18 protein-coding genes are annotated in these 23,696 nt (G+C 75.9%); 6 read left to right on the top strand and 12 right to left on the bottom strand.

The annotated features are described in order from the left end of the window. Positions 1 to 18: 18 nt before the first annotated feature. The 4 genes from ACSU6Z_RS09585 to ACSU6Z_RS09570 form a co-directional block, all read right to left on the bottom strand. Entirely contained in the window at positions 19 to 1,353 is a 1,335-nt protein-coding gene (locus ACSU6Z_RS09585) for a hypothetical protein (RefSeq protein WP_437044535.1), read from the bottom strand. A gap of 56 nt (positions 1,354 to 1,409) precedes the next feature. Next, positions 1,410 to 2,453, bottom strand: a complete 1,044-nt coding sequence (locus ACSU6Z_RS09580) for a glutamate ABC transporter substrate-binding protein (RefSeq protein WP_437044534.1) — start codon at positions 2,451 to 2,453, stop codon at positions 1,410 to 1,412. Between the two features lie 70 nt (positions 2,454 to 2,523). Next, entirely contained in the window at positions 2,524 to 3,921 is a 1,398-nt protein-coding gene (locus ACSU6Z_RS09575) for a hypothetical protein (protein ID WP_437044533.1), read from the bottom strand. 261 nt (positions 3,922 to 4,182) lie between these two features. Then, positions 4,183 to 5,277 (bottom strand): mechanosensitive ion channel family protein, encoded by a 1,095-nt coding sequence (locus ACSU6Z_RS09570; RefSeq protein WP_437044532.1) that lies wholly within the window; start codon positions 5,275 to 5,277, stop codon positions 4,183 to 4,185. 305 nt (positions 5,278 to 5,582) lie between these two features. Here ACSU6Z_RS09570 and ACSU6Z_RS09565 point away from each other — a divergent pair, with 305 nt between their 5' ends. Continuing rightward, a complete protein-coding gene (locus ACSU6Z_RS09565) occupies positions 5,583 to 6,119 on the top strand; it encodes an HNH endonuclease (protein WP_437044531.1) in 537 nt (178 codons plus the stop codon). A gap of 225 nt (positions 6,120 to 6,344) precedes the next feature. On the opposite strand, the gene ACSU6Z_RS09560 is transcribed toward ACSU6Z_RS09565, so the two are convergent. Genes ACSU6Z_RS09560 through ACSU6Z_RS09540 form a run of 5 tightly spaced genes read right to left on the bottom strand, consistent with a single transcriptional unit; the run spans position 6,345 to position 13,064 of the window. Beyond that, positions 6,345 to 7,685 (bottom strand): hypothetical protein, encoded by a 1,341-nt coding sequence (locus tag ACSU6Z_RS09560; RefSeq protein ID WP_437044530.1) that lies wholly within the window; start codon positions 7,683 to 7,685, stop codon positions 6,345 to 6,347. Then, the gene (locus ACSU6Z_RS09555; RefSeq protein WP_437044529.1) at positions 7,682 to 8,503 is read right to left on the bottom strand and encodes an ABC transporter ATP-binding protein; all 822 of its coding nucleotides are present in this window, start codon (positions 8,501 to 8,503) and stop codon (positions 7,682 to 7,684) included. Before ACSU6Z_RS09555 ends, ACSU6Z_RS09560 begins: the two co-directional genes overlap by 4 nt. Continuing rightward, the gene (locus ACSU6Z_RS09550) at positions 8,500 to 9,423 is read right to left on the bottom strand and encodes a zf-HC2 domain-containing protein (protein WP_437044528.1); all 924 of its coding nucleotides are present in this window, start codon (positions 9,421 to 9,423) and stop codon (positions 8,500 to 8,502) included. The genes ACSU6Z_RS09555 and ACSU6Z_RS09550 overlap by 4 nt, the downstream gene beginning before the upstream one ends. Continuing rightward, positions 9,420 to 10,061: an RNA polymerase sigma factor gene (locus ACSU6Z_RS09545; protein WP_437044527.1), complete on the bottom strand. Its 642-nt coding sequence runs from the start codon at positions 10,059 to 10,061 to the stop codon at positions 9,420 to 9,422. The genes ACSU6Z_RS09550 and ACSU6Z_RS09545 overlap by 4 nt, the downstream gene beginning before the upstream one ends. A gap of 57 nt (positions 10,062 to 10,118) precedes the next feature. Next, a complete protein-coding gene (locus tag ACSU6Z_RS09540) occupies positions 10,119 to 13,064 on the bottom strand; it encodes a beta-N-acetylglucosaminidase domain-containing protein (protein WP_437044526.1) in 2,946 nt (981 codons plus the stop codon). Between the two features lie 383 nt (positions 13,065 to 13,447). Between ACSU6Z_RS09540 and ACSU6Z_RS09535 the strand changes: the two genes are divergently transcribed. The 3 genes from ACSU6Z_RS09535 to ACSU6Z_RS09525 all read left to right on the top strand — a co-directional run bounded on the left by ACSU6Z_RS09535 (position 13,448) and on the right by ACSU6Z_RS09525 (position 16,241). Next, the gene (locus ACSU6Z_RS09535) at positions 13,448 to 13,732 is read left to right on the top strand and encodes a hypothetical protein (RefSeq protein ID WP_437044525.1); all 285 of its coding nucleotides are present in this window, start codon (positions 13,448 to 13,450) and stop codon (positions 13,730 to 13,732) included. Then, complete coding sequence (gene malQ / locus ACSU6Z_RS09530; protein ID WP_437044524.1) at positions 13,733 to 15,844, top strand: 4-alpha-glucanotransferase; 2,112 nt, start codon at positions 13,733 to 13,735, stop codon at positions 15,842 to 15,844. 121 nt (positions 15,845 to 15,965) lie between these two features. Further along, on the top strand, positions 15,966 to 16,241 hold the full coding sequence (locus ACSU6Z_RS09525; RefSeq protein ID WP_437044523.1) for a hypothetical protein: 276 nt from the start codon (positions 15,966 to 15,968) through the stop codon (positions 16,239 to 16,241). Between the two features lie 238 nt (positions 16,242 to 16,479). On the opposite strand, the gene ACSU6Z_RS09520 is transcribed toward ACSU6Z_RS09525, so the two are convergent. After that, positions 16,480 to 17,076 carry a TetR family transcriptional regulator gene (locus ACSU6Z_RS09520; RefSeq protein ID WP_437044522.1) on the bottom strand — a complete coding sequence of 199 codons (597 nt, stop codon included), beginning with the start codon at positions 17,074 to 17,076 and terminating at the stop codon, positions 16,480 to 16,482. 430 nt (positions 17,077 to 17,506) lie between these two features. On the opposite strand from ACSU6Z_RS09520, the gene ACSU6Z_RS09515 reads away from it, so the two are divergent. Further along, the gene (locus ACSU6Z_RS09515) at positions 17,507 to 18,997 is read left to right on the top strand and encodes an FAD-dependent monooxygenase (protein WP_437044521.1); all 1,491 of its coding nucleotides are present in this window, start codon (positions 17,507 to 17,509) and stop codon (positions 18,995 to 18,997) included. 52 nt (positions 18,998 to 19,049) lie between these two features. Here ACSU6Z_RS09515 and ACSU6Z_RS09510 read toward each other — a convergent pair whose 3' ends face one another. After that, positions 19,050 to 19,559, bottom strand: a complete 510-nt coding sequence (locus ACSU6Z_RS09510) for a MarR family winged helix-turn-helix transcriptional regulator (protein ID WP_437044520.1) — start codon at positions 19,557 to 19,559, stop codon at positions 19,050 to 19,052. A 200-nt stretch (positions 19,560 to 19,759) separates the two neighbouring features. Between ACSU6Z_RS09510 and ACSU6Z_RS09505 the strand changes: the two genes are divergently transcribed. Then, positions 19,760 to 20,731, top strand: coding sequence for an EamA family transporter (locus ACSU6Z_RS09505; protein ID WP_437044519.1), 972 nt, complete (start codon positions 19,760 to 19,762; stop codon positions 20,729 to 20,731). Between the two features lie 335 nt (positions 20,732 to 21,066). On the opposite strand, the gene pepN is transcribed toward ACSU6Z_RS09505, so the two are convergent. Continuing rightward, on the bottom strand, positions 21,067 to 23,643 hold the full coding sequence (pepN, locus tag ACSU6Z_RS09500; protein WP_437044518.1) for an aminopeptidase N: 2,577 nt from the start codon (positions 23,641 to 23,643) through the stop codon (positions 21,067 to 21,069). Between the last annotated feature and the right edge of the window lie 53 nt (positions 23,644 to 23,696).

Here is a 23,696-nt window from a genome sequence, read left to right as displayed (position 1 = left end):
CTGCCTCCCCCTCCTCGCTCACGCGTCCGCCCCCCCGGCGTCGCGCGGACCCCCCTGCCCCGGGACGCGCGGGGCCGTGCCGAGCATCTCGGCCGCCGCCTGCTGATAGCGCAGCACGGCCTGTTCGGCGGCGCGCAGGTCGCAGGGCGCGCTCCACAGCATGCGGCGCGCCCTCTCGTACCGCTCGACCAGCTCGGGGTCCTCCGCCAGGCCGTGCCGGGCCACCTTCGCCCTGTACGCGTCCAGACGGCCGCGCAACTCGGCGCGGACCGCCAGGGGCGCGGTGACCGCGGCCAGCGACTCGCGGGCGCGCAGCAGTTCGTCCTCCGCCTTCTGCTCCAGGGACTCCAGCAGCGGGGAGAGGCGGTGCCACCGGGCGTGCCTGCGGTGCTCGGCGGCCGTCGCCAGCTGCTCCTGCAGCGCGGTCGGCGGGCCGCTGACCACCGGCACCTCCGTCGCGGCGATCTTCGCGAGGACTTCGCCGCGCGCGGCGCGCGCCTCGGCGAGCGTGCGGTCCGCGCGGCTGAGGACGTCCCGCAGCCGCACGATCCGCTGCTCCGCGTCCTGACGGACCGCCAGGACGGCGTCGATCTCGCGGCGTACGTCCTCCAGCGCGCGCGCCTCCCGGTCGTACACCGTGGTGTCCGGTCTGCCGCCGCCCGGGGCCGAACTGCCCTCGGCCGGACGCCAGAACGCCAGCGGGTCCGACACCACCTGCCCGCGCAGTTTCGTCAGCGTGCGCGTGATGCGCTCCAGATCGTCGCCGGCCGGGTGCTCGCCGGGGCGCACGCCGACGGAGTGCGCCAGCTTGCGGGTGCGCTGGAGTTCGGCGGCGAGCAGGTCGATGCGGGCGGGCAGCGCCGACCAGACCGCGTCGGCGGCCACCACCACGTCCAGCGACACCGCGTACAGCTCGTTCATCCGGTCCACGAGGGCGGCCAGCGTGAAGCGCTCGCTCAGGCGGCCCGGAGCGCCGTGTTCCGCGGGGGCGCCGGCGGCCGCCACCGCGCCGCCCGCGACCGTGACGCACTCGCCGCGCAGCAGCTCCGTCAGCTCCGCCAGGTCCTCACGGCTGGACCAGCGGCGGCGGGCGCGGACCTCCCGGGCGGTGCGCAGCGCGTCCGTGTACGCGTCGAAGTACGTCCACAGCAGCGTGATCGACGCCTCCGTGGCCCGCCAGCGCTCCGCGGTGACGCCGGTCAGGGCGGCGCCTTCGAGGAGCCGGCGGCCCGCGTGGTCCTGGAGGGCCAGGAGCGAGGTCTCGACCGCCTCGTGCTCCGCGCCGAGCCGCGCCAGCGCACGGTCCACCTCGTCCCGGTCCATCACCGGCCCGGTGGATTCCGTGACGCCCATCGGTCGCCTCCCGCCTCTCGCTGCCGTGGGTGGTCGTGGTGGTGCTCGCGGCGCCGTCAGCTCCTGCGCAGGTACTCCGGCGCCGGGGGCTTCGACGCCGTCTCGTCGTCGCCCAGTGTCGCCGACAGCCACTTGTCGTACGACGCCTGCCAGCCGTTCGCCCCGTCCTCGCGGAAGTCCACCAGGATCCGGTTGACCCGGCGTACCAGATCGTCGGCGTCCTTCTTCATCGCCACGCCGTAGTACTCGGTGGTGAACGCCTTCCCCTTGAGCTCCACCGTCGGGTCCTGCGCGGCCTGGCTCGCGGCGAGCGCGCTGTCGGTGACCACCGCGTCCACCTCGCCGAGTTGCAGCCGGACCAGGCAGTCCAGCTGGCTGGGCACGGTGGTGGAGAAGTCGGCGGAGGCCACGAGCCTGCCGCTCCTGCGGTGCGCCTCCAGCGTGCTGTACGCCGTCGAACCCGCCGCCGCGCAGATCCTCTTGTGCGCCAGCGTGCCGTTGTAACCCGTGATCGGCGAGGACTTGGGCGCCAGGATCTGCTGGCCGCTGCGGAAGTAGGGAGCGGAGAAGGCGACGTCCTGGATGCGGTCGCAGTTGATCGTCATGGTGCGGACGACCATGTCCACCCGGCCGTCCCGGATCGCCGGGATGCGCTGGTCGGTGGGGATCGCCTTGAACTGGACCGCGTCGGGGTCGCCGAGGATGTCCTCGGCGATCCGGCGGACCAGGTCGATGTCGAAGCCCTCCAGTTCGGCGTCGTCGCCGCCGTTGGGGTCGCGGTAGCCCCAGCGGTAGCTGTTCTGGTCGACGCCGACGACCAGTTTGCGCTTGCCGCCCGGGCGTTCCTTGATCGTCGTGATCGTCGGCCCGTCCTGCGAGGACGGGGGGAGCGTCTGCTTCTCCGGGTCCGTGCACTCCTGCGCCGCCCGCGCCCGGCTGCCCTGGGCGGCGCCCCGGCCGCCGTCCGCGCCGCCGACGCCGCCGTGCGACCGGGCCGCCGGCAGCAGCAGGGCGAAAGCCACCGCGAGGGCGCAGACGACCGCCATCGCACCCACTCCGCCCCAGCCCCTCAGGCTGGCCCGCAGCCGTCGCGCACGCATCCTCACACCCCCTTCCACCGGTCCTCCCTTCCCCCGGTACTCCGGCACTTCCCCCTGTTTCCCGACACGTTCACCGGTACTCCGACAACCTGCGGCCGATGCCCAGCACCGCGCCGGCCGCGCCCAGGACGCCGAGGACCGCGGCCCCCGCCGGCAGGCCCGCCATCGCGTCCCGGCCGGCCCGGGCCGCCCGCTCGAACTCGCTCTCCTCGTGGGCCAGGGCGGCGGCGAGACGGGAGACGACGCCGTCGAAGCACTCGCCCGTGGCGCCCTCGCCGCCGATCACCTTCGCCAGCGCCTGCCGGTAGTTGCCGTTCTCGTCCTGGATCCGGGCCGCCCGGTGGCGCTTCCGCCACTCCCTCACGTCACCGGCCGCCGCCGCGACCGGCCGCGCGCCCGCCCGGTCGTCGGCCAGGCGCCCGGCGTCGGCCAGCCGGTCGGCGAGCACTCCCATCTCCCGCCGGTAGTCGCGGTCGTAGGCGTCGTACGTGACACCGCCGGCCCGCTCGGTCTCCGCGCCGCGGGCCACCAGGGTCAGGTTCTCGTTGCCGCGCGCCTTGAGGGAGGCGATGCGGGCCTCGTGCAGCACCTCCAGGGAGCGGACGCCGTGCTCGCGGGAGGCATCGAGGTGGGCGCGGGCGACGCCGTGGCCGACGACCAGCCACAGCAGGGCGGCGGCGGTGGCGGCGGTGGCGGCGACCAGGCCGGGGTTGAGGACCCGGTGGGTGCGCAGGTAGGTGCGGCGCTGCGCCCAGGCCAGGGCGGCCAGGGCGAGGGCGCCGAGGGCGATCGCCGCCCAGGGGCGGGGCGTGGCGTCGGCGTAGTCGCCGCGCAGGCGCCGGTTCTCGCTCCGGTAGAGGGCCTCCGCCGCCGGGAGCATCTCCTCCTGCATCTTCTCGTTGGCGTAGCGCAGGTAGGCGCCGCCGACCGGGAAGCCCTGGCGGTTGTAGGTGCGGGCGCGTTCGATCAGGCCCTTGTACTCCGGCAGCAGGCGGTTGAGGCGGGTGACGGTCGCGGCGGCGGGGGAGCCGGGGTCCGAGTCGGCGGCGGCCCGCACGAGCTTGGCGGCGGCCGTGCGGATGCCCTCCTCGTAGCGCTCGCGGGACGCCTCGGTCTCCTGGCCGCCGGCGAGGAACCCGCCGGCGGCGGCGGTGTTGGCGTCGGCCAGGGAGCGGTAGATGTCGGCGGCGCCGGAACTGAGGGGCTGGCTGCCGGTGAGCACGTCGTCGGCGGCGCCGGCGCGGCCGGTGGCCTGCCAGGCGGTGACGGCGCCGAAGGCGGCGACGAGGAGGGCGAGGACGGCGCCGATGACGCGCAGCCGGCCGGGCTCGGTGGTGGCGGCGGCGCGCAGCCGGCCGGCGCCCTCGGCGAAGGCGGTGCGGCGGGGGCCCGGCGGCGGGACGGGAGCGGACGGGACGGCGGGGGTGCCGCCCGGGTGTGCCGGGCCGTTGTCCAGCGTGTGCGTCACTGCCGACCTCCCCCGTGGTCACCCGTCGCCGCAAGTATCGCTGGCGGAACCGGGATCCGCAGCGGCCTTCGCGGGATCTTGCCGGAACGTGCAGGATCGTGGACCGGTCGCGGAATTCCGCGACCGCCCCTGTCCGCGAACACGCCGGACGAGGCGGTTCGGTTCCCGGCGGCGGCCTGCCTCCGGCGGTCGCGCGCGGGGCGCCCGCGGTGCCCGTGCGGCTCCGGCGGGGTGCGCTGGGGCCGCACGGGACGGGGACGGTTACTTGACCGTGTTCGGCGGCGTCAGGGGGGAGGCCGTCAGCGACTGCGGGGACGACGTGCTGGCGTAGGCCGACGGGGGTGCGACCGCCGCCGCCGGGTCGGCGGCCGGGGCCTCCTCGGCGGGGGCGGTGGCCCCGCCGACGATGGGGATGTCGGCCGCGTCGAAGGCGCGCTTGATGCGCCAGCGCAGTTCGCGTTCGACGGTCAGGGACTTGCCCGGCATCGTCCGGGCGGAGACGCGGACCACCATGGAGTCGAGCAGGACGCTGTCCAGGCCCAGGACCTCGATCGGGCTCCACAGCATCTCGTTCCAGGGCTCCTCCTTGCCCATGCGCTCGCCGACGGCGCCGATGGTCTCCTTGACCTTGTCCAGGTCCTCGTCGGAGCGGACGGTGACGTCCACGCCGGCCGTCGACCAGCCCTGGGAGAGGTTGCCGATGCGCTTGACCTCGCCGTTGCGGACGTACCAGATCTCGCCGTTCTCGCCGCGCAGCTTGGTCACGCGCAGACCGACCTCGATGACCTCGCCCGAGGCCACGCCCGCGTCGATGGTGTCGCCGACGCCGTACTGGTCCTCCAGGATCATGAAGACGCCGGAGAGGAAGTCGGTGACCAGGTTGCGGGCGCCGAAACCGATCGCGACGCCCGCGACACCGGCGGAGGCCAGCAGGGGGGCCAGGTTGATCTGGAACGTGGCCAGGACCATCAGGGCGGCGGTGCCCAGGATCACGAAGCTCGCCACCGAACGCAGGACCGAGCCGATGGCCTGCGAGCGCTGGCGGCGGCGTTCGGCGTTGACCAGCAGGCCGCCCAGCGCGGTGCCGTCCACCGCCTGGACCGTGCGGTTCATGCGGTCTATCAGCTTGGTGATCCCCCGCCGCACCATCGCGCGGAGCACGGCGGCGATCACGACGATCAGCAGGACGCGAAGGCCGATCGCGAGCCACGTCGACCAGTTCTCCTCCACCCAGCTCGCGGCGTTCGTCGCGCTCTCCTGGGCGTCCTGGAGCGAGGGGACCGACGGACCCGTCGTCCCGGAGGGCGACGGCGACGGCGACGGGCCGGCGGCCGGGAGGACGGCGGACAGGGACACGGCGGATACCTCCAGGTGCGGCGGTCTGCCTCCGGCTCGGAAGCCGAGATCACGAAAAGGTCACCGGAAGGGCAGAAACACCACACTAACGGGGCATCGGGCGCGAGTCGGCGGAACGGGAGAAGGAGAGACGCTGCTCACGCGTGCTTGAACGGGGCGGGGCGCGGGGGATGAATGCGGGTGTGGTCGAAAACACTCTCAGTCCGTTACCGGGACGTGGTGGCACGTTCACCAGGCATGAGGGGAAACTGACTACGGATCGTCCCGGCGCGAGCCACGCGCCGCCGGCGTACAAGGAGGCACCCGTGCCGCATGTCCTGGTCCTCAACGCGTCGTACGAGCCGCTCGGCGTCGTACCGCTCCGCCGCGCGCTCGTCCTCGTCCTCGAGAACAAGGCCGTCTGCCTCGAGGAGACCGGCGCCTATATGCACAGCGCGACCGTCACCGTCCCCGCACCCAGCGTGGTCCGGCTCAAGCGATTCGTGCGGGTCCCCTACCGGGGTCCCGTCCCCCTGACCCGGCGGGCGCTCTTCGCGCGCGACGGGGGCCGGTGCATGTACTGCGGGGGTGTCGCGACCAGCGTCGACCACGTGGTCCCGCGCAGCCGCGGGGGCAAGCACGTCTGGGACAACGTGGTGGCCTCCTGCCGCCGCTGCAACCACGTGAAGGCCGACCGCCACCTCGGGGAGATCGGCTGGCGGCTGCGCCACAAACCGGCCCCGCCCACCGGCCTGGCCTGGCGCATCATCGGGACCGGCCACAGGGATCCGCGCTGGCTGCCGTACCTGCAGCCCTACGGCGCGGACGACGCCCTGGCCCGGATCGACGGCATCTCGGCCTGACGGTCCGGGCCCCCGTGCGTCCGGGCGGGAACCGGGCCCGGTGCCGCGGCGGACCCGGTTCCGGCGGTCCAATACCGGGGCGGCGGGGCGATGCCGACCGGACCGGGCGGGCGGCCCCGGCACCGGGCGGCGCGCCGGGGCGGCCTCCCGGCCCCGGCGGCGGGCGTTACGGGGCGGGCCGGCGGTCGCGGTGAGCGGCGGCGGGCGTACGGGCGGGGCCGCCGGTCACAGCGCGGGCACCCCCTTCGGGTCGCAGTCGCCGCGCGTGGTGAAGTACGCCGACAGCCACGCCCGGCGCTCCTGCTCGCCCATCGACGCCAGCCGGGCGCGGGCCCGCGCGAAGGGCTCCAGCTCGCCGCGCGCGGCGAGCTGCCGGTCGAAGACCCGGGCCAGGGGGCTGGGTGCCAGGTAGTGCTCCACGGCGTCGTCCATCCTGGTCACCTCGGGGGCCGGGTTCTCGCAGTCCCCGCGGCCCTGGAGCTCCATCCCGGCCGCCCACGCGTACTCCCCGGGATCGGTCAGCCGGCCCCGGACGACCGACCGGCCGATGGGTGTGATCATCGGCAGCTCGGCCTCGTCCGGACCCGGCCGGCCCGGCAGGTCCTCGAAGCGGATCGGTAGGTTCCGCACGCCGTCCAGGCGGTCCGTCAGCCCGGACAGGGCGTTCCTGACCTGCGGGAGCAGCTTTTCGTAACGGGCGTTGACGCAGATCTGCGGGGTGGTGGAGGTGTCGCACACCTGACGGCGGGCGAGCGGGTCGGTGTGCCGCAGCCCGTCGCCGGCCTGCACCAGCAGCGTGCCGGCGACGGCCGCGGCGGCCAGCGGCACCAGGGCCGCCGTACGGCGGCGGGCGGTGTACGCCAGGACCGCTCCCGCCGCCAGGCCGCCCGCCCACACCACCGTCGCCACCGGCTGCCACGCCACCGGGACGTCGGTGGGCGAGCCGTCGCCGAGCGGGGACAGGAACCGTACGGCCCCCCAGCCGCCGTACTCCAGGACACCCAGGCCGGCGTAGGCGGCCGCCGCCAGCAACGGGGCCGCCGGCCGCCAGGGCACCGCACGGCCCACGACCTGGCCCGCCAGGGACGCGGACACCAGGACGGCGGCGTCGGCGAGCGGTGTGGCCAGGTGGGGCCGGTCGCCCGTGGCGCAGTACCAGGTGGCGCACAGGGCGAGGACGGCCGCCGCCGCGTACCCGGCGGCCACCCACAGCGCGAGCGGCAGGGCCGAGGCGAGGAACCCGGCCGTCCGGCCGCGCGCGGCCGTCGCCAGCAACTCCCCGGTACGGCGTCTGTGCTCCCGGCCGCCCTGCCGGCAGCCCGCCGCCAGGGCGAGCGGGACACCGAGCAGCACGGCCGCCGTGTGCACCCGGTCGCGGGTCTCCGCCCAGCCGCCTTGCCACTGCTCCGAGGTGGCCGCCAGCGCCGCCGCCAGCGTCAGCAGCACGGCGGCTCCGGCCCAGGGGGCGAGGCCGCGCACGGCCTCCGCCCGCAGGGGGTGGCGGGCGCGGCGCGGGCGGGGTGCCGCGCCGTCCGCACGGGGTTCAGTGAACGCGAGCGGACTCATCGGGCCGCCCCTTCCGGAGCCGACGGCTCCTTCGCCCGCGCGGCGCGGGAGCGGTGGGCGCGCAGTGCCGCCGTGTAACCGCGCTCGATCGGATGGTCCCCGGGGCCGTCCGCCGACTCGCCGAGCGTGGCCAGGGCGGCGGGCGTCCCGCGGTAGGCGACCCGGCCCGCGTCGACGAGGGTGACGTCCGTGCAGGCCGTCGCGACGTCCTCCACGAGGTGGGTGGAGACGAGGACGGTGCAGGAGGCGCCCAGCTCGCGCAGCAGCCCGCGGAACTCCACGCGCTGCTCCGGGTCCAGCCCGGTGGTCGGCTCGTCCAGCAGCAGCACCCGCGGGTCGTTGACGACGGCCTGCGCGATGCCGACGCGGCGGACCATGCCGCCGGACAGCGTGCGCACCTTCGCGTCGATGCGGTCGGCGAGCCCGACCCGGGCCACGGCCCGTTCGACGGCGGCCGGGGCGGCGTCGGCGGGCATCTCCTTCAGCCACGCCATGTACGCCACGAACTCCCGCACGGTGAAGCCCGGGTAGTAGCCGAACTCCTGCGGCAGGTAACCCAGGCGGCGGCGCACCTCGGCGCGCCGCCGGTGGTCGCCGGTGTCGTGGCCGAGGATCTCCACCCGGCCGCCGGACGGCTCGGCGACCGTGGCCAGGACACGGATCAGGGAGGTCTTGCCGGCGCCGTTGGGGCCGAGCAGGCCGTGCACGCCCGGGCCGAAGTCGAGGTCCACCGAGTCCAGGGCGAGCGTCCTTCGGTGCCGGACGCGCAGACCGGTGACCCGGATCGCGGGGTGGGCGGGGCGGGGGACGGTGGTCAACGTTCCTCCAGGAGGGGACGGGCGTGGCGGCGGGCGACGAACACGGCGGCGCACCCGGCGGCCGCCGCCGCCCAGCCGCCCTGGGCCGCGGCGCCGTCGAGACAGGCGGACAGCCGCTCGGTCAGGTGGGCGGTGAGCCGCCCGCCCGGCGCGGCCGGCACCGGGCCGAGGACGGCGCACAGCCAGCCGCCGCCGGTAATGGCCGTGGCGGCGCGTACGCCGGTCCAGCCGGCCAGGGCCAGGGAGGCCAGCGTCAGCGCCAGGCCCGGCAGCAGCCAGGCGGCGGCGCCCGGGGCGCCCGACGACGGCAGCACCGCCCCGGCGAGGGTGAGCAGCGGCAGACTCACCGCCAGCACGGCGGCCGTCCGCGTCAGTACCAGCCGCGGCCCGGCCGACGGGGTGGCCGCCACGATCTCGTGCAGCGGATCGGCGTGCGGCCCGTAGGACAGGGCGACCCCGGTGACCGGTACGAGCGGGGCGAGCGCCAGCAGCCAGGGCCGCGCGTCCGGGAAGCCGCCCCCATGGGCCAGGGCGAGGGCCCCGGCGGCCACCAGCAGCACGGCCGCCGACCAGGCGCCCCGCACGGCCGGACCGGCCGCCCACAGCATTCGCGTGGACGGCGCCCCGGCACCGCCCCACCGGGACACCCGCGAGCGGACCCGGGGGGCGCGGCGGGCGGGCGCCGGCGCGGGACCGGGCGACGCGGGTGCCGTCGCGGGTGCGGGCGCGGCGTCCAGCACCGTCTCCCGCACCCGCGCCAGCACCGCCCCCGCCGCCGTCTCGCGCGCGGCCCGGGAGACCCGGGCGGCGCAGGAGGAGCAGGACTCCAGGTGCTTCTCCAGGGACCAGGCGTCCGGTTCCGGCAGGGAGCCGTCGGCGTACCCGGTGACGAGGGCGTCGGACGCGTGCCAGCCGGTCATGCGAGACCTCCCACCGGTGACGGGCTCATGGGGGCGAGCGCTGCGCGGAGTTCGGCGCGGGCGCGCAGGGCGCGGGACTTGACCGTGCCCTCGGGGATGCCCAGCAGCCGAGCGGTCTCACGGGTGGTCAGCCCGTCGACGACCGTGGCGCGCAGCACCTCGCGCAACTCGGGCGAGATCCGGCCGAGGGCGGTGCCGACGTCGCCGTACTCCAGCCCGGCCAGCACCCGGTCCTCCGCGGACGGCGCCGACGGCGTGGCCGCCGTCGGCCGGCCGTCCTCCCGTACGTCCTCCAACGGGTCCGTGCGCAGTCGCGCGGCCCGCTCCTGCGCCCGCCGGGCGTCGACGAGGCGGCGCGCGGCGATGGTCCACAGCCAGCCGCCGGCCTCCTCGCCGCGGTGCGCGCCGGCGGACCGCCACACCGTGACGAAGGTGTCCTGGAGGACCTCGCGCACCGTCTCCGGGTCGGCGCAGCGCCGGGTCAGCCGGGCGTGCAGCCATCCGGCGTGCCGGTCGTAGAGCGCGGTCATCGCCGCGCAGTCGCCACCCGCGACGGCGCGCAGCAGCGCGGCGTCGGAGGCGTGGGCGTCGCCGGGGTCGTTCTCCCGCTGGCCCCTCACGGGGCGGAACAGTCTCACACCCCGTCTATCGGCGGCCCGCGGGCGGCCGGTTCACGGACCGGCCCGCGGGGCGGCTCACGGGAGGACCGCGTACGCCTCCACCGACCACAGCGAGTACCCGTACCGCGTGGCCCGCTCCTCGCCCCGCACGCGCACGTACCGCACGTCCCGCTCGTCCATGCGGACGGCCTCCCGCCCGCCGCGGCCGTCCCGCACCGTCGCCGCCGTGCGCCAGCGGCGGCCGTCCGCCGAGACCTGGACGCGGTACGCCGACGCGTACGCGTCCTGCCAGCGCAGCACGACCCGTCCCAGGCGCACCGGGCGGTCCAGCTCCACCTGCCACCAGGCGCCGTCGTCCGCGGGGGACGACCAGCGCGTCCGGGGGTCGCCGTCGTTGGCGGCCGGTGCCGGGAAGTCGGGTGTCTCGTCGCCGGAGGAGCTCGCGGTGCCGGTACGGGCCAGGTCGGGCCCGGCGGTGCGCGGGAAGGCCCGGACGGTGAGGGTGCGGCTCGCCCCGCCGAAGGCGAGCCGGACGGCGTACGACCGGGAGGGCGTCCCCGGCGCGACGCTCACCTCGACCGGGACCTGCGCCTCCTGGCCGCGCGGGAGGACCAGCGGGGCCCGCGGGACGCGGACCCGGACGCCCTCGGGCGCGTCGGCGGTGAGCGTGCCCCGGACGTCGGAGGGCCGGAGCGCGCCCAGCCGGACCGTCAGGCGCTCGGTCCCGCCGATCTCGGCGTCCGTCTCCGCGCGGTCCAGGTCCAGGGAGGCGTCGGCCACGTCGGCGAACCAGGGGACGACATGACGCACCCGGGACCGGTCCGGGCCGGTGACGCGGACGGCGTCGACCCGGGTGGCGGAGGTGAGCGGGGCGCCGGCGGGGCGGGCCGGCGCGGTCCCCGGCGACCGGCCGGGACCGGGCGGGGCGAGCTCCGTGGCACCGCCCGGGCGCAGGGCGCCGAGGCGCCGCCAGCCCCGGCCGGGGACGTGGACCTCCACGTCCCCGCCGGTACCGGGGTCGGCGAGCACCGTCACGGCGGCCAGGGGGCGGGCGCGGGGGAGGCGGACGGCCGCCCGGTCGCCCGCGCGGGCGGCGGGTGCGCGGTCCAGGCCCGCCCACGCCTCGTACGCCTGCCGCGCCCGCCGCAGGAACACGTCCAGCACGCCCTTGCCGACCGTCACCCGGGCCGCCGACAACCGCTCGCGCAGGCCGGCCAGGTCCCGGTACGCCGTCCAGGCCGCCGCCGCGTCGCCCGCGCGCTGCGCGCGCAGCATGTCCAGCGCCGCCGTGCCCGCCTCGCCGTAGCGGGCCAGCTGCTGCGACCAGGGGGCCACCTCGGTGCCCAGGCCGCCCCGCCCGAGCCGGCGCGGCAGCTCGCGCAGCAGCGCGAACTCCTCGCGCAGGCGCCCGGCGGCCTCCTCCTCCGTCCGGGTGGCGCGGGCCCGCCAGAAGCCGTCGATCAGCGGGCGCAGGTACGCCGACTCCTCGGTGCCCAGGACGGAGGACGCGTCGTTGCCGGCGAGGGCGGACAGGGCCTCCTCACGGGCCGCGTTCCCGTCCGCGAGTGCGCCGATCGCCGCCCGCCAGGACTCCGCGGGGCGGTAGGCGCGCGGGTTCCAGGCGTAGTCGGCGGTGGTGAACAGCGGGATCCGGGACGCCTCCGCCTGCTCCATCGCGTTGGCCAGCAGGGCGGCCGAGCCGGTGGCGACGGCCGGTTCGCGGCCCTGGTAGGGACCGAGGAAGACCCGGCCGGGCGCGTAGTCGTTGACGGGGTAGTTGTCCATCGTGACCAGCGGGTGCCCGAACACGTCCCGGGTCCGCGCCAGTTCGCGTCCGGTGATGGTCCGGGGCACCACGCCGACGCCGGTCCACGCCACCTGCACGTCCGCGGCCAGGGCCGAGGCCAGCGCCCGGCGGTAGGCGCTGGAGCCGTCCTGGTAGTACTCGGTCGGCATCACCGCCGGCGCGACGGCGCCGGGGTGACGCTCCGTCAGGTGCCGGGCCACCGCGTTCACCACGTGCGCCTGCGCGCGCGCCGCCGCCCGGGGCCCGGAGCCGAACCGCTCCGCGTCCGCCGCACAGCGCCACTCGCTGTAGCTGACGTCCTGGAACTGGAGCTGGAAGGCACGGAAGCCCAGCGTCCACATCGCGTCCAGCTTGCGCGTCAGCGCCCGCACGTCCTCATCCGACGCGAAGCACATCGCCTGCCCCGGCGCCACCGCCCAGGCGAGCGTGACGTGGTTGCGCCGGGCCCGCTCGGCCAGCTCCCGGAACTCCGCGCGCTGCGCGGCCGGGTAGGGCTCGCGCCAGCGGGCCTGCCGGTAGAGGTCGTCGCCGGGGGCGTAGAGGTAGCGGTTCTGCTTGGTGCGGCCCATGAAGTCCAGCTGGGCCAGCCGCTGCGCGTGCGTCCACGGGGTGCCGTAGAAGCCCTCGGCGATGCCGCGCACGGCGGTGCCGGGCCAGTCGCGGACGTCGACGGCCGCGATCGTGCCGTCGGGGCGCACCAGCTGGCGCAGCGTCTGCACGGCGTGGAACAGGCCGTCCTCGCCGGTGCCGGTGAGCGTGACGGCGCCGCGGCCGACGGTCAGGCGGTAGCCGCCGGAGGGCAGGCCCTGCCGGCTGCCGTCGCCGGGCGGCTCCGTCCGCGCGCGCACCACCAGGGCCCCGGCGGGGGGCGTCCCGCCGGCGGGGAGGGAGGTGACCGTGCGCGCCCCGGCCCGGCGCAGCAGCGCGCCCAGGGCGGTGACGGCGTGGGGGTCCGCCGCCGGGCCGGCGATCAGGGCGACCTCGTCGGTGACGGGGACGGGCGCGCCGTTCGCCCGCAGGGACTGTGGACGCGGCCAGACCGCGACGCCGTCGGACCCGGACGCGTCGGGCGTGCCCGGCGTACCGGGTGTCTCGGGCGACGTGGTCGCCGTACCGGGGGGCGGCGGGGCCGCCACGGCGGGCGCGGCCCCCAGGGTTCCGGCGAGGACGGCGAACGCGAGGGCGGCCGCCCCCTTCCTGCGCCGTGGCTGCACGGGCCCCCTCCTGGTCGCTGGTCCTCCGCTCCGCTGGTGGAGCACACGGGTGTCGTACGTCCGTCGCATCGAGGAATCGAGCCCACCATCCCCGCGGTGAACGTGTCAACGACGGTGGCCGCGGTGACTGAATTGCCGGGAAACGTCGCCGGACACCCGGCGGGCGCCCACGGGGCCGGGCCGGGCGGCGGCGTCCGGATGTGACCAGGAGCACGTTGTCCGTTCGGGGGCGTCTGGCCGCGCGCCCACTGGGTAGGGCTGCCGTAACCCGCAAAACCACGCCGACACACGCCCAGCCCCAAGACACAGGACACGTCCGGTCACAGGACACGAGACGCGTCCAGCCGCAAGACACGCCCACCGTGCTCGACAAGGAGGCCCCCGTGGCTGCACCGGCACACTTCAGGCTCCCGTCCCCGTCCAAACCCGTGGCGGAGCCCTCCGCCGAATCCGCCACCCCCCGCCCGTGCGCCCTCGGCGCGGAGGGCGGCTGCGCCGAGCCCCCGCTGACCAGCGAACCGCCGCTGCCCGACGCCGAACCCCTCACCAGCGAGCCGCCGTCCGCCGACGCCGTGCCGCTGACCAGCGAGTCCTCGCCCGAGCTCACGGCCGTCGTGCCCGAGCAGGGCGGCCCGTCCTTCGCCGTCCCGGAACCCACGGGGCGCTAGATGACCGCTCCCCGGTCGGCCGATCCCCCCACCGAGGACCTGTCGCTCCTCGCCGAACTGCACGGAGTCGCCCCCTCCTACCGCCCCTCGCCGGGCCGTACGGTCACCGCCTCGGCCACCGCCGTCACCCTCGCCTTGGCCGCCCTCGACGTCGACGCGGGCACGCCCGAGGCCGTACGCGCCGCACTCGCCGCCCGCCGACGGCACCTGCGCGAACGGCTGCTGCCGCCGACGGTGGTGTGGTGGAGCGGCAACGGCACGCCGGCCGCCCTGGCCGCGCTGCCCGAGGGCACCCGGCTGCGCGTCACCACCGAGCAGGGCGAGACCCGCGCCGGCCCCGAGGACCTCCCGCCCGGCGTCCACCGGCTGACCGCCACCGCCCCCGACGGGCGGACGGCCGACGTCCACCTGATCGTCGCCCCGGCCCGGCTGCCCACACCCGAACACCGTTCGCACGGGCTGCTCGTCCAGCTCTACTCCCTCCTGTCCCGCCGCTCCTGGGGCATGGGCGACCTGGGCGACCTCGCCGAGCTGGCCTCCTGGGCCGGACGCACCCTCGGCGCCGGGTTCATCCAGGTCAACCCGCTGCACGCGGCCGTGCCCGGCGCCCCCACCGACCCCTCCCCCTACCGGCCCTCCTCCCGCCGCTTCCCCGACCCGGTCCACCTGCGGATCGAGGACGTCCCCGAGTTCGCCCACCTCACCGGCGACGAGGCGGTGCGGTCGCTGCGGGAGCGGGCCGCACGGCTGCGGGAGGCGGTGCTGGGCAAGGGCGCCCTGATCGACCGGGACGCGGTGTGGGAGCTGAAGCGGCAGGCGCTGGAACTGCTGGACGGGGTGCCCCTCGGGCCGGGCCGGCGCGCGGCCTACCGCGACTTCCTCGCCGAGCAGGGCCGGGCCCTGGAGGACCATGCCACCTGGTGCGCCCTCGCCGAGGTGCACGGCCCCGACTGGCACCACTGGCCGGCCGCTCTGCGCGACCCCCGTTCGGACGGGACGGCCCGCGCCCGCGCCGAACTGCGGGACCGCGTCGACTTCCACCGCCGGCTGGCCTGGCTCACCGACGCCCAGCTGCGCGCCGCCCAGCGCGCGGCCCGGGAGGCGGGGATGCCGGTCGGCGTCGTGCACGACCTCGCCGTGGGCGTGCACCCCCAGGGAGCCGACGCCTGGGCCCAGCAGGACCACTTCGCGGCCGGGATGTCGGTGGGCGCCCCGCCGGACGCCTTCAACGCCCACGGCCAGGACTGGGGGCTGCCGCCCTGGCGCCCGGACCGGCTGGCCGCCTCCGGCTACGCGCCCTTCCGGCAGCTCCTGCGCGCCCTGTTCCGCTACGCCGGCGCCCTGCGCATCGACCACGTGATGGGCCTGTTCCGGCTGTGGTGGGTGCCGCGCGGCCGGCCGCCGACGGAGGGCGCCTACGTCCACTACGACGCCGAGGCCATGCTCGCCGTCCTGGTGCTGGAGGCCTCCCGCGCCGGGGCCGTGGTGATCGGCGAGGACCTGGGCACGGTGGAGCCCGGCGTGCGCGAGGCGCTGCGCGAGCGCGGGGTGCTCGGCACGTCGGTGCTGTGGTTCGAGCGGGACTGGGCGGGCGACGGCCGCCCCCTGCCCCCGGAGCGCTGGCGCGCCGACTGCCTGGCCACGGCCACCACCCACGACCTGCCGCCCACCGCCGCCCGCCTCACCGGCGAGCACGTCGAACTCCGCGACCGCCTCGGCCTGCTGACCCGCCCCCGGGAACGGGAGGCGGCGGAGGCCGCCGCCGACACGGAGGAGTGGCTGGCGCTGCTCGCCCGGCTCGGCCTGCTGCACGGCACCGACGGGCGCGCCGGCACCGCCTCGGAGGAGGCCGAGATCCAGGCCGTCCACCGCTTCCTGGCCCGCACCCCCGCCCGGATGGTCGGCGTCTGGCTCCCGGACGGGGCCGGCGACCGCCGCCCGCAGAACCTGCCCGGCACCTGGGACCAGTACCCGAACTGGCGCCTGCCGATCGCCGACGCCGAGGGGCGCCCCGTGACGCTGGAGGAACTGGCGGCGTCTTCGAGGCTGCGGGCGCTGATCGACGCCGTCCGGGAGGACGTCGGCGGATCCGACGGCCCGCCCGGTGGCTGAGGGCGCCGCCGTCCGGCCCGGAGCACCGGTGCGCTCCGGGCCGGACGGCGGCGCCGCGGCACGGTCCCCGTACGGCACCCCGGGCGCGCGGCCCGTCCGGCCGTTCGCTAACTTGGGCACCGTGGACAAGAAGAACGCCCTGCGCGCCGGCACCCTGGCCGCCGGTACGACGCTGATGATGCTGCTCATGTCGTCCCCCGCGCTCGCGCTGACCCGCGACGACGGCGACGACCCCGGCACGGGCCTGAGCGTCATCGAGACGCTGGGCCTGTTCGTCGTCGCCCCGCTCGTGCTCTTCCTGGTCATCGCGGGCCTGGTCATGGTCCTGGACCGGTCGCACGAGAAGCACCGGGTGACCAGCCGGAACCTCAAGACCAAGGCCGACGCCAAGGCCTGACCGGCCCCCGCGGGTCCCCGCCGGCCCGCACCGCCACCGGGACGTCCCGCACCGAGCCGCCCGCCACCCGCGGATTCCGCCGAGGGCGCCGGCCTCGCCGCACGTACGCGCATCCGCCGTACGGCGACGAGGCCGGCGCCCTCGGCGTGTTCGCTTCCGGCCGTGCCAGGGGCCCGGGGCACGGGCCGTGCCAGAGGCTCGGAACGCGGGTCCTGCCAGGAGCCCGGGGCGGGCCGTGTCAGGGGCTCGGAGCGGTCAGGTAGCGCTGCAGGGTGGGCGCCAGCCACGCCACCACCTCCTCGCGGGCCAGCGCGACGGCCGGCGGGAGCCGCAGCACGTAGCGGGTGAGCGCCAGCCCGAGCAACTGCGAGGCGACCAGTGCCGCACGCGCCGGCGCCTGCTCGGGGTCCGGGCACGCCTGGCGGGCGACCGGCAGCAACTGGTCCCGGAAGACGCCCTGCATGCGCTCGGCTCCCGCACGGTTGGTGACACCGACCCGGAGCAGGGCGGTGAGGACCTCGTTGTTCCGCTCCCACAGGTCCAGGAAGTGCGTGACGAGGGCGTGGCCGACCTCGTGGCGGGGGAGGGGGGACAGTTCGGGCAGCCTCAGGTCGACGGCGACGGCCGCCGCGAAGAGGCCCTCCTTGCTGCCGTAGTAGCGCATCACCATCGACGGGTCGATCTGCGCGTCCTTGGCGATGGCGCGGATGGTGGCCCGCTCGTAGCCGTCGGTGGCGAAGCGCTCGCGGGCGGCGTCGAGGATGGCGGCGCGGGTGGCGGCGGAGCGCCGGGCGGACACCGGTCGGGCGGGAGCTGAAGGCTTGGCGTCGGGCATGGCGACAAGCCTAGGCGAGTGTGCCAACGGGCGTGGGCCAACAGGTGCGGGCCTACGGGTGCGGGGCTATGTGTGCGGGTCCACGTATGCGGGCCTACGCGTGTGGGTCAACGCGCGTTGGCCAACGCACGTGGGCTCATGTACGCAGACCCGCGCGTGTAGGTCAACGGGTGTCGGTCGGCGGACGTGGGTCAACGAGCGTGGGGCAACGGGTGCGGGCCGGTGGGTATGAGTCGGCAGCGTGAGTGGACGCCGTAGGCGGCAGGCCGACGGGCGTGGACCAGCAGAACTAGGCCAACACCGGTAGGTCAACGCCAGTAGGCCAACATCAGTATGCCAACAACCGTTGACCCCCACCTGGGCGCCCATTACTCTAGTCCACAAGCGTTGGCAAACATTTGTTGGCGCGTTGGGACCCAGGGAGGCCACCATGAACGGCACCACCCACTCCGTCCTCGTCGTCGGCTCCGGCCCCACCGGCCTGCTCCTGGCCGGCGACCTCGCCGCCGCGGGCGTACCCGTCACCGTCCTCGAAAAGCGCTCCCGCAGGACCAGCAACCTCTCCCGCGCCTTCGTCCTGCACGCCCGCACTCTCGAACAGCTCGACGCCCGCGGCCTGGCCGACCACCTGGAAGCCGTGGGCCGCCCCCTCGACCGGCTCCGCCTCTTCGGCCGGCTCACCGTCGACCTCGCCGCCCTCCCCTCCCGCTTCAACCACCTCCTCGTCATCCCGCAGTACGAGGTCGAGCGGGTTCTGGCGCGGCGCGCGGCGGACGCGGGTGCGCAGTTCCGGTACGAGTGCGAGGTGACCGGGCTGGCCCAGGACGCCGACGGCGTGACCGTGGTGGTCCGCGGGCCCGGCGGACAGCGGACCGAGGAGCTGCGGGCGGCGTACGTCGTCGGCGCCGACGGGATGCGCAGCACCGTGCGCACGGCCGTCGGCCTGCCCTTCCCCGGCCGGCCGGTCATCCGCTCCGTCGTCCTGGCCGACGTGCGGCTCGCCGAGGAGCCCGGGTCGCTGCTGACCGCCGACGCCGTGGGCGACGCCTTCGCCTTCCTCGCGCCCTTCGGCGACGGCTACCACCGGGTGATCGGCTGGCACCGGGGCCGCGACGTCCCCGACGGCGAGCCGCTCGACCTGGCGGAGGTCAAGGAGATCACCCGGCTCGCCCTCGGACGTGACTTCGGCATGCACGACGCCCGCTGGATGTCCCGCTTCCACAGCGACGAGCGCCAGGTGCCCGCCTACCGCGTGGGCCGGGTCTTCCTCGCCGGGGACGCGGCGCACGTCCACACCCCGGCCGGCGGGCAGGGAATGAACACCGGCCTGCAGGACGCGGCCAACCTGAGCTGGAAGCTGGCGGCCGTCCTCCACGGGCACGCGTCCGACGGGCTTCTCGACACCTACCAGGCCGAGCGCCACCCCGTCGGCAGGACGGTGCTCCGCAGCAGCGGCGGCATCATCCGCCTCGCCATGGCCAAGCGCCCCTGGGCGCTGGCTCTGCGCGCGGCGCTCACCACCACCTTGGACCGCGTCGGTCCGGCCCGCCGCGCGGTGGCCGCCCAGGTCACCGGCATCGGTTACAGGTACGCCGCTCCCCGGGGCTCCCACCCGCTGACCGGCCGGCGCGTCCCGGACGTCGCCCTCGCCGGGGGCGGCCGGCTCCACGAGGCCCTGCGGGGCGGGCGGTTCGTGCTGATCACCCCGGAGCCGCACGAGCCGCACGAGCCGCACGAGCCGTACGGGTCGGACGGGCCGCACGGGGAGCGGGGCGGACGCGAGGGGCGGCTGGCCGTGGCGCGCTGGGCGAGCGACCGCCGTACGGCCCTCCTGGTGCGGCCCGACGGGTACGCGGCCTGGGCGGCGGAGGCTCCCGACGCGCGGTCGGTCGAGGCGGCGGTCGCCGCTCACGTGGGGTGAGGGGGCACACGGATCGGGCGGTCGCGCGGGCACCGGGCCTTGGGCGGCCGGGCTAGTGTTCCGTCGCGGCCAGCAGCTCGCGCAGCAGCGCGGCCAGCAGGCCTGCCTTCTCCTCCTCCAGCGCGGACAGGGCCTCCGTCTGCACGGCGAGCCCCGTGCCGACCGCCTCGTCGACCAGTTCCAGTCCCCGCCCGGTGAGCGTGACCTGGAGTCCGCGCCGGTCGTGCGGGTCGGGGGAGCGCCGCAGCAGTCCCGCCCGCTCCAGCTTGTCCAGGCGCCCCGTCATGCCGCCGGTGGTGAGCATGAGCGTCGCCGAGAGCTGCCGGGGCGAGAGCGTGTACGGCTCACCCGAGCGGCGCAGCGTCGCCAGTACGTCGAACTCCCCGCGCGAGATCCCGTGGCGGGCGTAGGCCTTCTCCATCCGGTCCCCCATCGCGCGGGAGAGCCGGTGGATGCGGCCGAAGACCTCCATGGCGGCGGTGTCCAGGTCCGGGCGCACGGCCGCCCACTGGTCGATGATCGCGTCGACCGGGTCCCTGTGCCGTTCGGGGCGTTCGCTCATGGCACGAGTATCGGGCGCGTTCCGGTCGCCCGCAAGAAAGTAGCTTGACGCAAACTTACTTAGAGCTAAGCTACTTTCTGTTGGCCTTCTCGCCGACTTCCGCCGACTCCTCGCCGGCCTTCCGCCGACTCCTCCGGCGGCCGTCCGTCCGGGCGCCGGGTACGGACGCCTGCCGCTTCGGATCCCGAAGGGTGCCTCCCATGGCCACCGACCGCGCCGACCGCACCGCTCTCGTCGCCCTGACCGCCCTCGCCCCGGTCTCCTGGGGCACCACCTACGCCGTCACCACCGAGTTCCTCCCGCCCGACCGCCCCTTGTTCACCGGCCTCATGCGCGCCCTGCCCGCGGGTCTGCCGCTCCTCGCCCTGACCCGGGTGATGCCGCGCGGCGCCTGGTGGTGGAAGGCGGCGGTCCTGGGCGCGCTCAACATCGGCGCCTTCTTCCCGCTGCTGTTCCTGTCCGCCTACCGGCTGCCGGGCGGCATGGCCGCCGTCGTCGGCTCGGCCGGGCCGCTGTTCGTGGTGGGCCTGTCGGCCGTCCTGCTGGGGCAGCGGCCGGCCCTCCGCTCCGTCCTCACCGGCGTCGCCGCCGCGTTCGGCGTCAGCCTCGTGGTGCTCCAGGCGGCCGGGGCGCCGGACGCGCTCGGTCTGCTGGCGGCCCTCGCCTCCACCGCGTCCATGTCCACGGGCACCGTGCTCACCCAGCGGTGGGGCCGCCCCGACGGCGTCGGGCCACTGGCGCTCACCGGCTGGCAACTGACCGCCGGCGGCCTGCTCATCGCCCCGCTCGCCCTCCTGGCCGAGGGCGCGCCGCCCGAGCTGGACGCCCGGGCGGCCGGCGGCTACCTCTACTTGGCGCTGGCGAACACGGCGGTCGCGTACTGGCTGTGGTTCCGCGGCATCGGCCGGCTCACCGCCACGCAGGTCACCTTCCTCGGCCCGCTGTCACCGCTGACCGCCGCGGCCGTCGGCTGGGCGGCCCTCGGCCAGGCCCTCACACCGGTGCAACTGGCCGGCATGGCGCTGGCCTTCGGGGCGACGGTGGCCGGACAGCTCGGGTCGCGCACGGCGGCGCCCGCGGCGCCGGTACGGGAAGGCCCGTCCTCCGGCTCGCCCGGGGGGAACGGCCGAAAGGATCCGGCGGACGTGACGGATCCGGTGCCGCGCCGGTAGGGGGACCGCTTTCCCCGTCGTCCGGTGAGAAGAGGCCCGTGGCCGTCGCCACCGGCCGGACGACCGTCCCGCTTGCCCCGCCGCGCGGACGCCGGCCCCTCCTCGGCATCGCACCCGCCGCGCTCGTCCGGTCCGGCGGCCTTGGTCACCTCCCGCGCCCCGGCCGACGGCGTGCCGCCCCTCCGGCACGCGTCCCGGGGCCGGTCGGGGCGGGCACGGGCACGGCGCCGGTGCCGCGGACGGCGGAGGCGTGCGTTCGGAACCCGTCGCGGCGGCCCTGCGAACGCGAGCGGGGGGCGTCCGGTGCCGCACCGGACGCCCCCCGCTCCAGGCGCCTACGCGGTCGCGGCCGCCGCGTCCGCCGCCTGCGCCTTCAGCGCGCGCTCCACGCCCGCGCGGGACTCGGAGACGAGCCGCCGCAGGGCCGCGCTGGGCTCGGCGGAGGCCAGCCAGGCGTCCGTCCGGTCCAGCGTGTCCCGCGTGACCTGCACCGACGGATACAGGCCGACCGCGATCTGCTGGGCGATCTCGTGGGAGCGGGACTCCCAGACACCCTTGAGCACCTCGAAGTACCGCTCCGTGTACGGCGCCAGCAGCTCGCGCTGGTCGGTCTGGACGAAGCCGGAGATGACCGCCTCCTGGACGGCGTTCGGCAGCTTGTCGGACTCCACGACCGACGCCCACGCCTCCGCCTTGGCCTGGGGCGTCGGGCGGGCCGCCCGGGCGGTGGCCGCGTGCCGCTCACCGGCGGCCGTCCTGTCCCGCTCGTACTCGGCGGCGATCTCCGCCTCGTCGAACCGGCCCACCGCGGCGAGCCGCTGCACGAACGCCCAGCGCAGCTCGGTGTCGACGGCCAGGCCCTCCACCGACTGCGACCCGGTCAGCAGGCCCTCCAGCAGGTCGAGCTGGTCCGGCGTGCGGGCCGTCGCCGCGAAGGCCCGCGCCCACGCCAGCTGGTGGTCGCTGCCCGGGGCGGCGGCCCGCAGGTGGTCGAGCGCGGCCTCGGTCCAGCGGGTCAGCAGCGCCTCCCGGGCGGCCGGGTCGGCGTACAGGTCGAGCGCCAGCTTCACCTGGCGGTGCAGCGACTGCACCACGCCGATGTCGGACTCCTTGCCGATGCCGGACAGCACCAGGGAGAGGTAGTCGCGGGTGGCGAGTTCCCCGTCCCGGGTCATGTCCCAGGCCGACGCCCAGCACAGGGCCCGCGGCAGGGACTCGGCGAAGTCGCCGAGGTGCTCGGTGACCACGGACAGCGACCGCTCGTCCAGGCGCACCTTGGCGTAGGACAGGTCGTCGTCGTTGAGCAGCACCACCGCCGGGCGGCGCTTGCCGACGAGCTGCGGTACGGCCGTCACCTCGCCGTCGACGTCCAGCTCGACGCGCTCGGTACGCACCAGCTTGCCCGCCGCGTCGAGGTCGTAGCAGCCGACCGCGATCCGGTGCGGGCGCAGCGTCGGCTCGCCCTTGGCGCCCGCGGGGAGCGCCGGGGCCTCCTGGCGGATGGCGAACGAGGTGATCGTGCCGTTCGCGTCCGTCTCGATCTCCGGCCGCAGCACGTTGATGCCGGCCGTCTCCAGCCACGCCTTCGACCAGGCCTTCAGGTCCCGGCCGGAGGTCTCCTCCAGGGCGCCCAGCAGGTCCGACAGGCGCGTGTTGCCGAACGCGTGCCGCTTGAAGTACGCCTGCACGCCCCGGAAGAACGCGTCCTCGCCGACATATGCGACGAGCTGCTTCAGCACGGAGGCACCCTTGGCGTACGTGATGCCGTCGAAGTTGACGAGGACGTCGTCCAGGTCGCGGATGTCCGCCATGATCGGGTGCGTGGAGGGCAGCTGGTCCTGCCGGTACGCCCAGGTCTTCATGGAGTTGGCGAACGTCGTCCACGAGTGCGGCCAGCGCGAGCCGGGCGCCGCGGCCTGGCAGGCGATGGAGGTGTAGGTGGCGAACGACTCGTTCAGCCACAGGTCGTTCCACCACTCCATGGTGACCAGGTCGCCGAACCACATGTGGGCCAGCTCGTGCAGGATGGTCTCGGCCCGCACCTCGTACGCCGCGTCCGTCACCTTCGACCGGAAGACGTACTGGTCGCGGATGGTCACCGCGCCCGCGTTCTCCATCGCGCCCGCGTTGAACTCCGGCACGAACAGCTGGTCGTACTTCTCGAACGGGTAGGCGTAGTCGAACTTCTCCTGGAACCAGTCGAAGCCCTGCCGGGTCACCTCGAAGATCGCGTCCGCGTCGAGGTGCTCGGCGAGCGAGGGACGGCAGTAGATGCCGAGCGGCACCGACCGGCCGTCCTTCTCGTACACGCTGTGCACCGAGTGGTAGGGACCGACGATCAGCGCCGTGATGTACGTCGAGATGCGCGGCGTCGGCGCGAACACCCAGACGTTGTCCCGGGGTTCGGGGGTGGGCGAGTTGGAGACGACGGTCCAGCCCTCGGGCGCCCTCACGGTGAACTGGAAGGTCGCCTTCAGGTCCGGCTGCTCGAAGGAGGCGAAGACCCGGCGGGCGTCCGGCACCTCGAACTGCGTGTACAGGTACGCCTGGTTGTCGACCGGGTCGACGAACTTGTGCAGGCCCTCACCGGTGTTGGTGTACGCGCAGTCGGCGACCACGCGCAGGACGTTGCGGCCCTGGAGCAGACCGGGCAGGGCGATCCGGGAGTCCCGGAAGACCTCGGCGGGGTCGAGGGGGTCCCCGTTGAGGGTCACCTCCCGCACGGCCGGTGCCACCAGGTCGATGAACGACTCCGCGCCCCCCTCGGCGACGTCGAAGCGCACGGTGGTCACGGACCGGAAGGTGTCGCCCTCCTGCGCGCCGGAGAGATCGAGCTCGATCTCGTACGAGTCCACGGTGAGCAGCTTCGCCCGCTGCTGCGCCTCTTCGCGAGTCAGGTTTGTGCCAGGCACGCGGTCATCTCCTCGTTATGAGTGGGTCTGCGCCATCCTTCCACGCCGACCGG

This window comes from Streptomyces sp. enrichment culture (genome assembly GCF_964273145.1).
GTDB lineage: Bacteria > Actinomycetota > Actinomycetes > Streptomycetales > Streptomycetaceae > Streptomyces.
The sequence above is the reverse complement of the archived record's forward strand: the minus strand, read 5'-3'. Positions and strand labels throughout refer to the sequence as shown.

Excerpts from the sequence above, each read along its gene's own strand:
- ACSU6Z_RS09585 (WP_437044535.1), bottom strand. The coding sequence starts at position 1,353 with ATGGGCGTCACGGAATCCACCGGGCCGGTGATGGACCGGGACGAGGTG.
- ACSU6Z_RS09580 (WP_437044534.1), bottom strand. The coding sequence starts at position 2,453 with ATGCGTGCGCGACGGCTGCGGGCCAGCCTGAGGGGCTGGGGCGGAGTG.
- ACSU6Z_RS09560 (WP_437044530.1), bottom strand. The coding sequence starts at position 7,685 with ATGAGTCCGCTCGCGTTCACTGAACCCCGTGCGGACGGCGCGGCACCC.
- ACSU6Z_RS09550 (WP_437044528.1), bottom strand. The coding sequence starts at position 9,423 with ATGACCGGCTGGCACGCGTCCGACGCCCTCGTCACCGGGTACGCCGAC.
- malQ (WP_437044524.1), top strand. The coding sequence starts at position 13,733 with ATGACCGCTCCCCGGTCGGCCGATCCCCCCACCGAGGACCTGTCGCTC.
- ACSU6Z_RS09520 (WP_437044522.1), bottom strand. The coding sequence starts at position 17,076 with ATGCCCGACGCCAAGCCTTCAGCTCCCGCCCGACCGGTGTCCGCCCGG.
- ACSU6Z_RS09515 (WP_437044521.1), top strand. The coding sequence starts at position 17,507 with ATGAACGGCACCACCCACTCCGTCCTCGTCGTCGGCTCCGGCCCCACC.
- ACSU6Z_RS09510 (WP_437044520.1), bottom strand. The coding sequence starts at position 19,559 with ATGAGCGAACGCCCCGAACGGCACAGGGACCCGGTCGACGCGATCATC.
- ACSU6Z_RS09505 (WP_437044519.1), top strand. The coding sequence starts at position 19,760 with ATGGCCACCGACCGCGCCGACCGCACCGCTCTCGTCGCCCTGACCGCC.